The organism is Thiolinea disciformis DSM 14473 (assembly GCF_000371925.1).
Lineage (GTDB): Bacteria > Pseudomonadota > Gammaproteobacteria > Thiotrichales > Thiotrichaceae > Thiolinea > Thiolinea disciformis.
The window spans coordinates 1-14,803 of the sequence record NZ_AQVE01000010.1; the positions used below are offsets into that span (position 1 = coordinate 1).

The 14,803-nt window shown below is 50.4% G+C and carries 12 protein-coding genes and 1 pseudogene; 11 read left to right on the top strand and 2 right to left on the bottom strand.

The window, feature by feature from the left end; genetic code table 11:
* From A3IE_RS20305 to A3IE_RS0109370, 11 genes and pseudogenes are all read left to right on the top strand, one after another.
* Positions 1-198 (top strand): annotated as a pseudogene (locus tag A3IE_RS20305) (adhesin); the annotation flags it as partial.
* 47 nt (positions 199-245) lie between these two features.
* Positions 246-416: a hypothetical protein gene (locus A3IE_RS22840; RefSeq protein ID WP_020395348.1), complete on the top strand. Its 171-nt coding sequence runs from the start codon at positions 246-248 to the stop codon at positions 414-416.
* A 2-nt stretch (positions 417-418) separates the two neighbouring features.
* Positions 419-1,393: a hypothetical protein gene (locus tag A3IE_RS0109330; RefSeq protein WP_020395349.1), complete on the top strand. Its 975-nt coding sequence runs from the start codon at positions 419-421 to the stop codon at positions 1,391-1,393.
* A 28-nt stretch (positions 1,394-1,421) separates the two neighbouring features.
* Positions 1,422-1,826 carry a hypothetical protein gene (locus A3IE_RS0109335; RefSeq protein WP_020395350.1) on the top strand — a complete coding sequence of 135 codons (405 nt, stop codon included), beginning with the start codon at positions 1,422-1,424 and terminating at the stop codon, positions 1,824-1,826.
* A gap of 50 nt (positions 1,827-1,876) precedes the next feature.
* Positions 1,877-2,164 (top strand): DUF1799 domain-containing protein, encoded by a 288-nt coding sequence (locus tag A3IE_RS20310; protein ID WP_245539189.1) that lies wholly within the window; start codon positions 1,877-1,879, stop codon positions 2,162-2,164.
* A gap of 12 nt (positions 2,165-2,176) precedes the next feature.
* Complete coding sequence (locus A3IE_RS0109345) at positions 2,177-6,922, top strand: tape measure protein (protein WP_020395352.1); 4,746 nt, start codon at positions 2,177-2,179, stop codon at positions 6,920-6,922.
* On the top strand, positions 6,922-7,602 hold the full coding sequence (locus A3IE_RS0109350; protein WP_020395353.1) for a hypothetical protein: 681 nt from the start codon (positions 6,922-6,924) through the stop codon (positions 7,600-7,602). The genes A3IE_RS0109345 and A3IE_RS0109350 overlap by 1 nt, the downstream gene beginning before the upstream one ends.
* A complete protein-coding gene (locus A3IE_RS0109355; protein ID WP_020395354.1) occupies positions 7,589-8,083 on the top strand; it encodes a DUF1833 family protein in 495 nt (164 codons plus the stop codon). Before A3IE_RS0109350 ends, A3IE_RS0109355 begins: the two co-directional genes overlap by 14 nt.
* Positions 8,080-8,463: a hypothetical protein gene (locus A3IE_RS0109360; protein ID WP_020395355.1), complete on the top strand. Its 384-nt coding sequence runs from the start codon at positions 8,080-8,082 to the stop codon at positions 8,461-8,463. Before A3IE_RS0109355 ends, A3IE_RS0109360 begins: the two co-directional genes overlap by 4 nt.
* On the top strand, positions 8,456-12,514 hold the full coding sequence (locus A3IE_RS0109365; protein ID WP_020395356.1) for a host specificity factor TipJ family phage tail protein: 4,059 nt from the start codon (positions 8,456-8,458) through the stop codon (positions 12,512-12,514). The genes A3IE_RS0109360 and A3IE_RS0109365 overlap by 8 nt, the downstream gene beginning before the upstream one ends.
* A gap of 9 nt (positions 12,515-12,523) precedes the next feature.
* The gene (locus A3IE_RS0109370; protein WP_020395357.1) at positions 12,524-13,852 is read left to right on the top strand and encodes an NHL repeat-containing protein; all 1,329 of its coding nucleotides are present in this window, start codon (positions 12,524-12,526) and stop codon (positions 13,850-13,852) included.
* A gap of 7 nt (positions 13,853-13,859) precedes the next feature.
* Here the strand turns inward: A3IE_RS0109370 and A3IE_RS0109375 are convergent, their stop codons facing one another.
* Both A3IE_RS0109375 and A3IE_RS22845 read right to left on the bottom strand, forming a co-directional pair.
* Entirely contained in the window at positions 13,860-14,108 is a 249-nt protein-coding gene (locus A3IE_RS0109375) for a helix-turn-helix domain-containing protein (protein ID WP_020395358.1), read from the bottom strand.
* 146 nt (positions 14,109-14,254) lie between these two features.
* Positions 14,255-14,665, bottom strand: coding sequence for a hypothetical protein (locus tag A3IE_RS22845; protein WP_020395359.1), 411 nt, complete (start codon positions 14,663-14,665; stop codon positions 14,255-14,257).
* Positions 14,666-14,803 lie beyond the last annotated feature (138 nt).

Sequence of the window (14,803 nt, forward strand, 5' to 3'; positions counted from 1 at the left end):
CCAGCACCTGAGCCTGATCCGGTGGTTGATCCTAATCCAGCACCTGAGCCTGATCCGGTGGTTGATCCTAATCCAGCACCTGAGCCTGACCCAGTGTTTGACCCTGATCCGGTGGTTGACCCTAACCCAGTGCCTGAGCCTGATCCGAATGCGGATTTGTCCGGTTCTGACCCAAACGATCCTAACCTTAATCCATAACAATAAACCCCTACTGAGGGTTCGCCCTCAGTAGCTTAGGAGCTTTTATGCCTAGCTACGAAGTACAAGAAGATGGGACGCTGAAAGAAGTGCACGCGACGAAACCGCCAGCGCCACCTCCACCACAAACCGAGCCAAGCAAACCCGTCGCACCGGCTCCAATGCCTACGCCAGCGCCAGCAGCGCCAGCGCCGACGACTCCAAAAGCAGGAAGCTAGTTATGCCTATTAAATCCGTTGAGGTAAACCGCGTCGTTTTGGCAGCGGTGGAAACCACTGAAAATACCTTAGTTGCAGCAGCAGCGGCTAATGTCATTCTGACCAACAATCTGCAAGCAGCAGACTTGGTCTATGACGCTGAACTATTGCAATTCGACAGCATCGGCGCTGATGTGCGCGACATCATGGAGCAAGGTTCTAATCTTCATTGGAAATTTGGCTTTGATTGCCCTGTGACCGTATCCGGTGCAGTGGGTACAAAAGGTGCACTCTCCCCTATTCTGCGCGGGTGCGGTTTTAATGAAATTGTGGCCACAACCGGCGTGACTTACACACCCGGGAATGCGTCTACCTTAGATAGTTTGACCATGCGTTTGCGGCAAGAAAAAAATGCTACAACGCATCTGGAATATGTTGCGGGTGGGTGTCGCGGTCAATTGGGATTAGAAATCGTATCGGGTAAGCGTGCGGTATTCAAAATCACCAATATGATGGGTTCGTTCAATATGCCAGCGGAAGTGCCAGCGATTGCACCGGCTTACGGTACGCAGAAAACCAATCTATCTGACCAGCTGTTAAAAGAAACGCTCACGACCTACACGCTGAACGGCAAACCATTATGCGCCTATTCCCTCATTGTAGATAACCTAAGCGGCTTCGACATGAAGCGGGAATATGATCTTTGTAACGGTGGTAGCACGATGGGAACACCCGTGACCCCTGTCGGCAAGTTGCAATTTACTATGCCAGATTGGACCGCAGCGGCGGAGTTTAATCCGTGGGTGGTAGCTGATCCGCGTGCCATGACTCGTATTCCCTTTGTGTTGGCATATGGCAAGACTGCGGGGAAAATCATCAACTTGACCGTCACCCAGTCGCAAGCCACTAAGCCCAAGCAAGTGCGTTTAAGCAATGGCAATTTGGGCATGGAAGTGGATGTCCGTTTCTTGTCTGGTATGTCGTTATTATTCAAGTAACTAATTTAAGTATTAAACAGGGTGAAATATGGCTTTACGTGCAGAAAAAGCAGAGTTTAAAGCACCGATTGAGGTGCGGGGTTTTGATGAGTCGGATGCATTTATCGCTGTGTTCGAACGCCCAAGCAATGCAGAACGCAAGCAACTGATCGAAGCGTATTCAGCGCTTGCTCAGCCGAATACACCGAATGCGGATGCAGCGGCGGAAGCGTTGGATATTGCGACGCTTACTAGGTATTTGGTGAATACTGAAAAGCAAATAGATGATCAGGGTAAACCCCTGCCCTTTGCTGAGGCTAAACCGTTGATGCTAGATAGTCCGCGTTATCGGGCAGAGTTACTTAGTGGTTTTTTTGCGGGGGTGCGGAATATCGCTATTGATAAAGCGGGAAACTTCATGCAGCCGGATACCAATGGATCAGCGGTAGTTTAGACCATGATCATGATCACAACCTTGCGCAGGCTGAAGCTGCGAAATTGGGTGTGTCATTGGGCGAGGGTTGGGGTGCATCAGATGGCAGTGATGCGAGCACCTTTGAAATCTGGCCGGAAAATTGGGCATGTTGGTGTGTATTTGCCGAGGTCTGTCAACAGTGGCGGCTGGCGAGCAACGGGGCTTTATTGGGGCTCGATTTGGGCGCTATTGCTCCTTACTTGGAGCTGGTCGAGCCTGACCCGACGGAGCGGCGCGCGCTTTGGCAAGACCTGTGCCACATTGCATCCGGTGTGATCGAGGCACAAGCTAAGCAGTTGGCCGCTAACAAAAAATAATAAGGGGCAGTCATGAGTGACATGCGGTTGCGGCTGCGAATTAGCACCGACACTGACAATGGCTTGGGGGTGGCGCGTCAGCAAGCTGATGCGCTAGCTCAATCCATTAACCAAGTGCGAAATAGTACCCTTGCCCTGCTGGGCATTGGGTCTATTGCGCAAGGTGCCACGCAGCTAGCGGGTTTGACGGACGAATACACGAATCTGCAATCGCGCCTCAAATTAGTCACTGACTCCAGTAGCGAGATGCTGAGCGTTCAAACGCGACTGGATCAAATGGCGAACACTAATCGCCAGTCTTTATCTGCAACAGTTAATCTTTATGCGGGTATCGAACCCGCAATGCAAAAAGCGGGACGCTCACAAGCTGAAATCCTGAAAGCCGTGGATTCGGTGAATAAGGGTTTAGTGGTTGGTGGCGCTACTGCACAAGGTTCAGCCGCATCCATTCTGCAACTCACTCAGGCTCTTGGCTCAGGTGTTCTGCGCGGCGATGAATTTAATTCGATCATGGAAAATGGGCGAGGTATTGCAGATGCCTTAGCTACGGCATTGGGCAAAGATACTGGTCAACTGCGCATGCTTGCCGAACAAGGCAAGCTCACTAGCAATGTGGTGATTGCGGCGCTCATTGAACAAAACGATGAGCTGACGACCAAATTTGAAAAAATGCCGATGACGATTAGCCAATCGTTTACGGTGTTGCGGAATAATGTCTTAACAACGATTGGTGAGTTTGATCAAGCCAATCATGTGAGTGAAACACTCGCCAAAACGATTGCAGGGCTGGGGCAAAATTTAGAATACGTGGCTGTGCCAGCAGCGATGCTGGGTACGTATTTGGCAGGTTCGGGCTTGTCGGCGGTGATTGGTTATGTGGCAGCGGTGCGTGCGCAAATCACTGCTAATTTACACGCAGCGCAATCCAATAATCTCAAACTCAATTCAGCGGTGGCAGCGGCTCAGGCTGAGTTGGCGCATCGTAATGCGATTGTAACTGAAATTGAAGCATTAATGGCCTCCTCGACTGCGATTAATGCAGCGGTGATTAGTACTAGGCAACTGACACCGGCCAAGATACAAGCGATGATGGCGGCCAATGCACACACCGAAGCCTTGGCGGCGCAACGTGCTGGGCTGGTGTCGACCTCGCTGGCCAGCCGTGCTTTATCTGGCACACTGGCCTTGTTAGGTGGTCCGCTTGGGGTTGCAATGATTGCGGCCGGTAGTTTGTACTACCTGAAAACCGCTCATGATGAAGCGCGGCATTCGGTCGAGTTGGCGGATGGGTCTGAATACAGCTTTGCGGAATCGCTGCAATATGTCTCTACCATTTCCAATGAATACCGCACCGCGAGCCAAAGCCGTCAGAAAGAAATTCGCGCCGAAATTGAATTAATCATCGCGCAAACTGAAGCGCGCAAGAAGGAAGCCGACCAGCAGCTCAAACACTTAGCGCAACTTAATTCGCGGGAAAAAGTCGGTGTATTCGGCTGGGCAGAGGAACTGGGATCTAAGTTCTGGAACGGCAACGAAAAAGACAATAAAGCGATCGTGGCGGAAACGTCAGACAGTTTGCAGAAGTTGCGCACGGCGTTTGCCAATTTGGGCAAAACACAGGAAGAGATTGATGCGGCGAACGAAAAAAACACAGTATCTACTAAAGGTACAGCAGTAGAACTGCTGAATTATTCGGATACGGCAAAAAAAGCACAGGATGTGGCGAAAAAACATGCCGACACCCTCAAAAGCACGACAGAACAACTAACACGCCAGCGCCTTGAGTTTGAACAGAATGCGCAATCTGCGAAGTATTTTGCTGATCGTTTGGCGGGTTTGCAGGAGCAAGAAGCCAAACTGGCAGCCGGTTCGGATCAATATACGTCTTTCTTGCGTTTGCGCCAGCAACTCATGGATGAGCATAAAACGCTGGGCGGCGGGTTGGTGGATGAGTTTAATGTCAAGTTACGGGATGCGGGCTTAGATGCTGGTGCACTGAACTTTAGCGCAGCAGAAGCTGAAGCACGTAAGGCCATCGCGGCACAACTGGATTATCAACGCTCTATTGAGGAGAGCGCTAAATTACTCACAGAACAAGGCCAGTCCAGCAAAGACGCGGCTCAAAGTGTGGTGCTATCCGCTGAAAACACCAAAAAAGCCTTAAGCCAAGTTTGGACCACTGCACGCCAAAGTGTCGGCGATTATTTCCGTGAAATACAGGGGTTGACTGCTACCCACACACAGCAAACGGAACAGGCAGCGGTCAAACAAGTCAGCGTGCAGGGTAAGATGCTGGCGGATATGCGGGCGCAAAGTAAGAAGCATGCGGAGTCATTGGCAGTCATTAATCGCATTGCGGCCGAATCGGGTGTTGATGCCACACAAATGCGCACGGTAGCGTGGATTGAATCACGCTTTAATGCGTCGGCGAATCGTGGTCCTAAAGGCGCTAAAGGTGCTTACCAGTTCACTCCTCCTACCGCAGCCCAGTATGGCATTGCGGGGCAAGAGCTGGATATTGAAGCCAATACCCGCGCTTATGTGCGTTTGTTGCAAGACAATACGGCGGCGCTGAAAAAGTATGGCTTGCAGATTAATGGGGCCAATACTTATTTGGCGCATCAGCAAGGCAGTTACGGCTTAAAGCGCATTTATGAAGATGCGAGCGGTGCAAAACCTTTCACACAATCTAAAGATGATCGCACTATTCAGGCGAATATGCGCAACAACCTGCCCAAGGAAGTTAGTAGCGATTCCGCATCATTTTTGGAGCATTGGCGTGCTAAATACAACGCGATTGAAGCGGGCATTAAGCTAGTTTCGGGTGCGCAATCGAATGTCACGCAAGCAGTCACCAAAACCACGGCCGCGACTCATGCCAATGTCGTACCGCTCACTACTGTGGCACAGCGTAGCCAGCAAATTAAGGATATTAAGCAGCAAACGGTGAAGGTTGCGGAGTATCAGGGTCAGATTGACGGTCGGCGCATGACGGACAATGACCGCAATAGTTTGATCACACAGCATTTGCGCAATGAAGCCGATAAGCTGTTATTAAATGCACAGGCGCAAATTGATGCCACTCAACAGCACGGGATTGTGCTGCGGGCTAATGAGCTCACCCAAAAACAGCTTACCGTTGATTTAAGTCAAGAAATCTTGCAGCGTGAAAGCCAAGCAGACTACTTAGCGGAAGAGCAAAAGTTGCGTGAGCAGCTGGTCGCGATTCGTGATCCGAATGCAGCCTATAAAAGTGACTTGGCCAAAAAGCGTTTAAGTGATACGCAAATACTGAGTTTGGCCGCGCAAAAGCAAAGCGTCGATTTTGAAAAAGTTAAGTTCTCGCTGGAACAACAAACAGATGCGCTGAAGCAAAACGGTGAAGAACAGTTCGTAGCAGCGCAAAAAGCTGCTGGTTTAACGGGGGCTTATTTAGAGCAAGCAAAGGCGCTGCATTACAACTACACACTCACTAGCGAACACAAAAAGCTGGCGCAGGAATTGGCGGCGGTCAATCTGAATCCGATCCAACAATATGGGCAACAGTTAGCGGATGAAGTGGGTGTCAATCGGGCCGATGTGCAAGTGTTGGTGGCCAAAAAGCAGCAAGTGGCCTTTGCTACGGTCAAAAAAGAGCTTCTTGAGCAGAATAAAGCGCTGAAACAGAACGCAGAGGAACAGTTTGCTGCGGCGCAACAGGCGGCGGGATTGAATGCAGCACAGGTGCGTGAAGCGTCGGGGCTGCATTATGCGAATAGTTTGCTGGCGGAACAGAACAAGTTACGGGATGAAGCGGCGCGACTCAACGCCGTGGGCGCACGCGCTAACGCAGCATTGGATTATCAACAAGCGGGTTTCAATCCTAAGGATACGGGCGACCTGTCACAGCGCAAAGCCGATTTGGAAGGTGGCAAACGCTTAAACGAGCTGAAGCAACAGCATGAACAGCTCACCATGACCGATGAAGCCTATCGGCGATTGAGTTTATCGCGTGAACAATATAGCCAAGGTTTAACGCAAGAGATCGAGCTTTATACCCAGCAAAACGAGAAACTGGCGCACTCGCGTAAGCTGGCTGAGGATTTGGGCGGGGTGTTTAAGGATGGTGTGACTGGCGCACTGCAAGACATGCTGCACACCGGCAATAGCATTTTAGATTCGCTACTCGACAAAATTGTTGAATCTATGCTTACCACGCAATCCATGCAGCAAATGTTTAATAGCATGGGAAATGGCGTCAGTAATACGGTCGGGATGGGCGGAAACAGTAGTGAGGGTTTTCTAAGTAATCTGTTAAGCAATTTATTCGCTAGCGGCGGCGCCTTTCAAAATGGCACGCAATTTTTTGCCACCGGCGGCGTGGTATCGCGGGCAACCTCCTTTGCCATGTCGGGCAATCGTATGGGTGTCATGGGTGAAGCGGGACCTGAAGCGATTATGCCGCTGGTGCGGATGGGGAATGGGGATTTGGGTGTGCAGATGCTGAATGCCCCTACTCCACCGATCAATATTAGTTTTACCCCGCAATTGCTGATGCAACCGGCTGCCAATCAAGCTGCATCCGATGCCCGTGCTGCACCCGTGGTTAATATCCATATCGAAAATACGGCCAAAGGGGTGGAAGTCACGCAACAAAGCGAGCGCGATGAAGCGGGCAACGTCAATCTAAAACTATTAGTGCGTCAAGTGACTGATGCCCAGATCAATGAGGCACGGCGCGGCGCGGGATTGGCTACTGTGTTTCAAGGAAAACGCTAATGGCCTTGCCAACTAAGAAAAGCCAAGTCACGTTCAAGCCGCGTGAGCTCATTTTGGTGGATGGGGAACATTATCCGAATGGGCGGGTGATTGGTGCGAATTTGTGGGCGGATGTGTCGTGCAGTGTGCGGGTTAATAAAGCACAACTCAGCTCACTCCCTAGTCAGATCGGCGCTTGGGATAATAGCGCGTGGCTAGCGTCATCTGGCATTAGCACCGGCTGGCAATATCGGCTGGCGAAAGTGGGCAATGTGCGTGCGGCCGGAAACGATTTTATGGCGAGTTTGGACGTGGAAGCACATGCCACAACACCCGTCACGGGGACGCTTTCAGCCGCTTGGCCGTTTCGTCGTTGCCCGGATCGTGACGGCTTCAGTTTGACACCTATTTATACCTTCCAGCAGCAACAATTCAGCAGTAAGCGATCACGCTTGATTCCACGCGCGGCTGGACAACTTGAGAAAATCAGCGGCAATGTGCGGATTGATCCGACGGAATTTCAAGCTTTTTTAAACTGGTGGCAAGTGCTTTGCCAGTCGGGACTACCGGCTATTAGTGCGCCTTGGTTAGCACTGGTGAGCAATCAAAACTATTTTAAATTTTCCAAGCCATGGGAAGCCACACGGCAAGACTATTGGTGGGATGTGAAATTTGAGGGGGTGACGTGTGGCAACGTTTGATCAAGCGTGGGCAGAGGCGGCGGCTAGTGCGCCGAATGATACCGTGCTCATTGATACCTTGGAAGTGGCACATGCGGCATTTTCAGCGCCCTTGCGGGTTTGTAATTCATTTGAGCCATTAGCAGCAGATGGATTAACGTTTCAACCATTTTACTTTGATTTGGAACTGCCCACAGTAGAAGCAGGTACACTGCCGCAACTCTTAGTCAAAATTAATAATTTGAATAAAGCGCTGCGGGAAGAATTGCGCAAAGCCGCAAAAGCTAGCACACCGGCCACAGTACAGTATCGCCAGTATCGGCAAGTGGCTGGGGTAAACGTGTTGGGCGAATACATGCAAATACCGTTGCCGGTGTCGAGTATTAGTATCCCGACAGGGGGTGAGTTCATTACGCTAACCTGTGAGCCTACTAATATCGTCAATCTGCCTTTACATCGCGCGTATTACACGCTGGAACGCTTTCCGGGGCTGCGCTCATGATGCACTGGTCAGAACAGTATTTGGGTAAGCGTTGGACACCTGAGCAGGATTGTTACTATTGGTTCAGCACTATTCAGCGCACGCAGTTTGGACGTTCGACACCGTTTGTGACGGGATCGGAACAAGAAAAGGCATTAGCCTTAATTGAACACCGAATTAAGGTCTGGCGCAGAGTGGGCATAGATCAATTGCAAGAAGGGGATGCGGTGTTAATGCGTCCGACGGGTCGCATGGGTGAGCTGCATCATATTGGGGTGTGGTGTGCTGCGAATCAGGGCGGTGTGTTGCATGCACCCCAAAACGGCACGATCCAGCTTGATGACTGGGTCAGTTTACAGCTCAGTGGCTGGACCGTGCGCGAGTGTTTAACGTATGCCTAATATCTTTGTTAATACCAATCCACTGCGCGATATAAACGATGCCACCTGTTATCCGGTACAGGTGGGCGATACACCGCGTGCTTTTTTTGAAGCACATACTGAGTTACACGATGCCATGGTTATCTGTGTGGTCAATCGTGAGCCGGTGTTGCGGGCGGATTGGGATAAAGCCTTACAAGCGCAAGATGTGGTGCTGTTTGTGGTGCGTCCACGCGGTGGCGGCGGTGGGTCGAATCCAATGCGGGTATTGCTCATGTTAGCAGTGTTGAGTTTTGCAGCGTGGGCTGTGGGTGCAATGTCACTCACGGGCATGATGGCCAGCGTGGTCAAAATGGGCATTGTGATGGCGGGTAGTATGCTAGTTAATCAGCTATTGCCCCTACCCCAGCCACCTGATCCAGCCAAAGTGCCTGAGCCTAGCCCGACGTATAGTTTGCGCGGGCAATCCAATACACCGCGCTTGGGGCAGCCGATCCCGATGCACTACGGACGGCACATTATTTGGCCGGATATGATTGTGCAGCCGTGGTATGAGTATGAAGGCAGCGAGCAGTATTACCACATGCTGTGCTGTCTGGGCGTGGGCAAGATTGTGCCGGAGTCGTGGAAATTCGGAGATATGGATTTTACGAGCTTGGGCGCTTCGGTGGTGCAGTATCAAGTGGCTTATCCGGGGCAAGCCATTACTTTACTCCCTGCTGTGGTGTATTCGGCAACATTGTCGGGCACTGAACTGACCAACTCGTTTTCCGCATCCGCTTATGCTAATCCACCGGCGACCAAGGTGACGCAGTTGGGTGTTGATTTTGCCTTCACGGGGCTGGTGCGATTTGACAATGCGGGCGCTATGCAAAACCAATCGGTGACGGTGGAGGTGCAAGCGCGTCAAGTTAATGACGCGAATACGGCATTGACGGCGTGGGCGGTGGTATCCAGCAAAACTTATACTTATAAAACCGTGGACACGATCCGCGACACGATCAAAATCAATGTCACCAGTGCACGCTACGAAGTACGTACCCGTGTCACTGCTACACCATCTACTGATAGCAAAGTTAGGGATAAGTGTACCTGGGGTGGCTTGCGCGGCTATGGTCAAACACACCCTAACTATGGGGATGTGACGGTGGTAGCGGTGCGCTTGCGGGCTAATGAGCTGTTAAGCCAACAATCCACGCAGCAACTCAATATTGTGGCCACACGTCATTTAAGCGAATGGGCAACCACGTGGAGTGCCTTAAAACCGTCACGGTCGATTGTGTGGGCATTGGCTGATCTCTATTTAAACCAGTCCGCAGGGCGGCAAGCGGAAAACACGCTGCTATTGTCTGAATTGCAGGCGATGCACGACAAGTTAAACACCCTGACACATTATTTTGATTATCGCTTTGATCAAAGTGGCACGAAGTTATTGGATGCGATGCAGATTGCAGCGCGTGCCGGTCGGTGTGCGTTATTCAATCATTTGGGATATTGGCGCATCACCCGTGACGATCCGCGCACCGCACCAGTGCAGATGTTTACTGCGGATAATATTCGGGATTTTCGGCTGGATATTACCTTGCCACAGGCCGGTGAGCCGGATGGGATTGTGGGGCAGTTTATTCGGCCCGATACGTGGCAAGCGGATACCGTGACCATTCCACGCCCCGGTGTAACGACACCCGTCAATCCTGAAACGGTTCAGCTCACTGGAATCACTGGCAGGCAACATGCTTGGGAAGAGATCACGTATTTAGCGCGGGCGGAAGCGCGGCGCGAGTCGGGTTATTTAGTGACGGGCATGGAAGGGCGCATACCGGTTATTAATGATTTGATTGCAGTTTGCCCGGATGGGATTGATTGGGGGGAATGGGGCAGCGTGTTGGCAGTGGCGGGCAATACGCTTACTTTATCGAATCCTACTAGCCTTTCTAGCGGCAAAATCATGTTGCGCGGTCGGGATGGCAAGCCCTTGGGCACGGGAACGTATGATTTTTCTGGTTCAGGTTCCAGTGTGACGGTGGCTAGTTTACCGGCGGGTGTGACCGCAGGCGGTAGCGCTGAGCCGACGTATTACATGCTGGGCGCTGCGAATAGTGATTTGGTTTATTGTCGGGTGCGGTCGATTGAGCCGGAGGCTGATGATTACGTCAAAATAACCTTTATCGTTGAAGATGCTAGCGCTTATACACCGGCTGGTAATGCCCCTGCCAACAGTAACACTGGCGGTGGCGGATCAGTGGTCGATCCGTCCGCAGCGCTTAATATTACGTGGTTGCGCGTGGCGGAGCTGGTGGATAACACCGATTATAAGTTGACCGTAAGCTGGTCGGCAGTGGCTGAAGCTAGTTCGTATGCCTTGGAAGTGTCGAGCAATGGCGGATCAAGCTGGACGCGCATTTATACCGGTGCTGCGACTCAAACGCTTTATAACTCCAAACCGCAGGCGTTGGTGTTTCGTGTCGCGGCGATTAAAACACTGCGCGGTGCGTGGTACACACTCAATTACACAGTGGGCAGCGGCGGTAATGTCTCCCCTCCTCCTTCGGGTTTGGGTTTGCAAGCCGCATTTACGGGGTCGATTTGTCGGATTGCTTGGAATTTGGTGAGTGGCATTAGTAAATACCGGCTGCGTATTTATAACACGAGTACCCTCACTTTGCGGCGCACGGTTGATTTGGCGACAAATAGTTACGATTACAGCTACTTGATGGCGACGGATGATGGTGGACCGTGGCGCCAATTGACGTTTCGGCTTTGGTCGATTGATGCGGCTGGCAATGAATCGGCTACGTATACGCAGGTGCAAGTCAGCAACCCGCAAGTCGGGGCGCTGGCGAATGTTACTGCCACCGGCTTTCAGGGCATGATTATGGTCGAATACGATTGGCCCGCGAATCAACCGGATGCGGCGGGCGTGCTGGTGTTTATGTCCCCTACTTCGGGCTTTACACCAAATAGTACGACGCAGGTTTATGACGGCACGGACGCAGTGATTGGGATCCCTGCCAGCACGCAAACCACACAATACTTGCGCGTGGCGGGATATGACTTTTGGGGGGCAGATAGTCTCACGTATTCAGCCCAGCTCACGGCCACAGCAGGCAAGTTCAATCCGTTTGATATTGTAGGCGGGCTTGATCCTATTCCTGTCGTAGCAGCATTGCCTAATCCAGTGGGTTATAACGGCTACACAACTGTGTCATTTGGCGGCAAGCTTTATAAGCTGGTGTCTGGCATATGGAAGGCGGTGACAGCGGGGCCGATTGAAGTTAATGCAATAACGGCGGCGATGATCCAAGCGGGTGCTATTAGTAGTGACAAGATTGCGGCTAATGCGATTGGGGCTGACAATATTATGGCCAATGCGGTCACTGCGGGAAAAATATCAGTTGCCAATTTATCGGCGATTAGTGCAGCGATGGGCATGCTCACGACAGGACGCTTGCAGAACGCTACCGGGCGGGCGTTGTTTAATTTGGATGCAACCGGCGTACAGAATTTTATCCATCTGAAAAATACGTTAGATCAGGATGTGTTGCGCATTAATGCCAATGGTGACGCGTATTTTAAGGGCAAAGTCGAAGTCACCGAATTAGTGGCCACGACGGCTATTATCGACACCGCTCTCATTAAAAACGGCATTAGTACGCTGTATGGCGGCACAAATAATTCCGTGGGAAGTTTTGGCGTCGGAGAGGTCGCTATTAATAATGCTACGTTTGACGGCGGCGAAAATATGCTGTGTTTTTTCCGAATTGAAGGACTGAGGCCTTATACTCAAACGTTTAGCGGGGGGGATTATACGACAACGTTTCCGACTATCGAGGTGCGCATGTATGTTGATACAGAACTATTAGCGCGTGTTTACATCTATGGTGAAACAATACCAGAAAGTTACGGTAGCGGTGCAGTGGGCACCGCACGCAAATATTATCGAGTATCCGATTATTTTCAGATCCCGTCTAACTATACTGGCGCACGCAATGTTTGGTTAAAGGTTTATTCGCCCGTGGCGGGTGGCACGACGCAAACCAGCAACATCAGCATTATTAAAATGAAAAAATAAGGAAAACCTATGCAACCGCTCAATCATACTCAATCCTTTATGGCTGGATTAAAACGGCATATTGACTGGCGTGAAGCCAATCCAGACCGCGAACCATTATCCTCCCCTTGCTGTATTGAATTAGAGCGGGTGCAGGATATGCAGGCAGAAATCACCGAAGCGCAAAACACGATATTGGCGAATAGTGCAAAGTCGTGGGTATTGACGCTGCCGAATGCGGAAAGCGTGGGCGCGGCGCAACAGCGAATTAGGATGACAGGAAGTCCGATAGATGGAGCATCATCCTACCATCGCGGAATTTTGAAAAAAAATGGTCGGTATTATGTTGCTGGCGGCGGTTGGATTTTTATATACGATGAGCAACTTAATAAACAAGGACAATGGGGGATTAATCAATCCATCACTACGATTACAGCTACTAGCAATGGCTATGAAGGTTACTTGAATGCGGTTGATTTTGCGGCCGATGGCCGTGGGCTGGTGTGTATGGATTTGCACCATGTAGTGCGGGTTTTTAGTGCAGATGGATTAACCCGTTTATTCGATATTGGCACGTGGAACACCGCAGGTTATGTTAATACTAACTGTTTATATCACCCTTACAGCGCTATTTGGACCAAGGACGGTAATATTCTGGTGGCTAGTTACTCCGGTAATGATATTTCAACCAGCGGAAACTATGGGCACGTGAGTTTGTATAATGGGCAGACGGGCGCATTTATTCGCACGCTATTTAAGGGACATAATATCTTGCGTCTAGCTGATGCTAGAGTTCAAAACCCTTCGTATTTACATCAAACTGAGGATAAGATTTATGTATCCAGTTATAGCGGGCAACAGATTGGGGTTTTGGATGCAGCGACGTTAACGTTATTAAGTGTAATTACTGCCCCTACTGAATATTCGCTCTTAAATTTAGTGATGAATCCCTATGGAGTTTACGCTGATAAGAAAAGTAATACCTTAGTTATTGCGGTTTATAATACTCATCATATTCTGGGTCTAAGTTTAGATTCTTATAGCTTTAAATGGGTGTTGCAGTCGCAAGGGGCTGCTAGTTCGCTTAATCCACTGGATAGAAAGAATCCGTGGGGTATAGCGGTGATGGATAATGGCGATTTATTAATCGGGGATAATGGTTACCATCGGTTGACGCGCTTGCCGGTGTCGGGGAAGTTGAGCGTGGAGTATGATTTGGAGTTTGATTCGCAGAATTTTCGGGTCGATACGACGAATATGCCGGTTGGAACTTATAAGGATTATAAGCTAACGCTGGAAGTGCCTGCTGATCAGCTTACGAATCTGCCCCAGATCTTGGTGCCATTGGTGCAAAAGTAGCAAACGTCTAGTCTGCCCTATTCCACTGGCCTTCGCCGGTGAGTAGGTAGTGGCCGGAGTAGTCGAAAAGCTCGATGAGCCGTTGCAGCATGTGGCTGGTGACGGTTATTTCTAGGCGTTCCATGGCGCGGATGTGACGTGGGGTTTCGCCGAGTAGCGCTGCCCAATCATCTTGCCCATAACCTTTGCTTATGCGAATATCACGGATGCGTTCGCATAGCATTTGTTCTTGAATTGTCAATGTGGTGTGAACCATAGTCCCTCGCAAAAAAGGTGCTAGTTGCTGCTAGCACCTTTTATTTTATGTGTTTTATTCAGACGAAGCGCTGATTTTCCGCCAATCTGTCAATAGGTTAGGCATTGCGGCGGGTGTTGAAGGTAATTTGGCTATTCCTTTGTGTGTTATTTGCACGCTTCCAAACCAACGTAATAAGCGATTGAACCGGCGGTAAGGGCAGTCATGTTTGGATCAGGTTGGGATTGTTCCATCGCGGCGCGGGTTTCGCCCGTTCCTAGATATTTGAAGGTTCCAGCAGCGCAATCATACAATCTGGATGAATAGCTGATTCCACTAATGCCCACACGCTTGGTGATGATCACGCTATCTTCACCTTTTTTGGCTTTATCCAAGACATAAAAACTGGCGTTTGGATCAGAGGGTACGGCAAGCGGTTGGGTATTTTCAGAGGGTGCAGGATCGGCAGGTGCTGCGGTGGGTGCGGGTTCATCGCTGTAGCTGGTGGATTTTCTCCCCTCACAAGCCGTTAAAGATACCAGCACACCTGCCGTGAATAACGTCACAAAAATCCGCATAAGAAGCCCTTTTCAAGAGTTGATGAATCAGTTTTTGGTGTGGTGAGGATTCCCATTCTTGGGTGGGATTGACCAAAACTTGGTTAGCTTTTCCCCCAAACTTGGGTAAATCGCTTACCTAAACTTGGTAACATACAT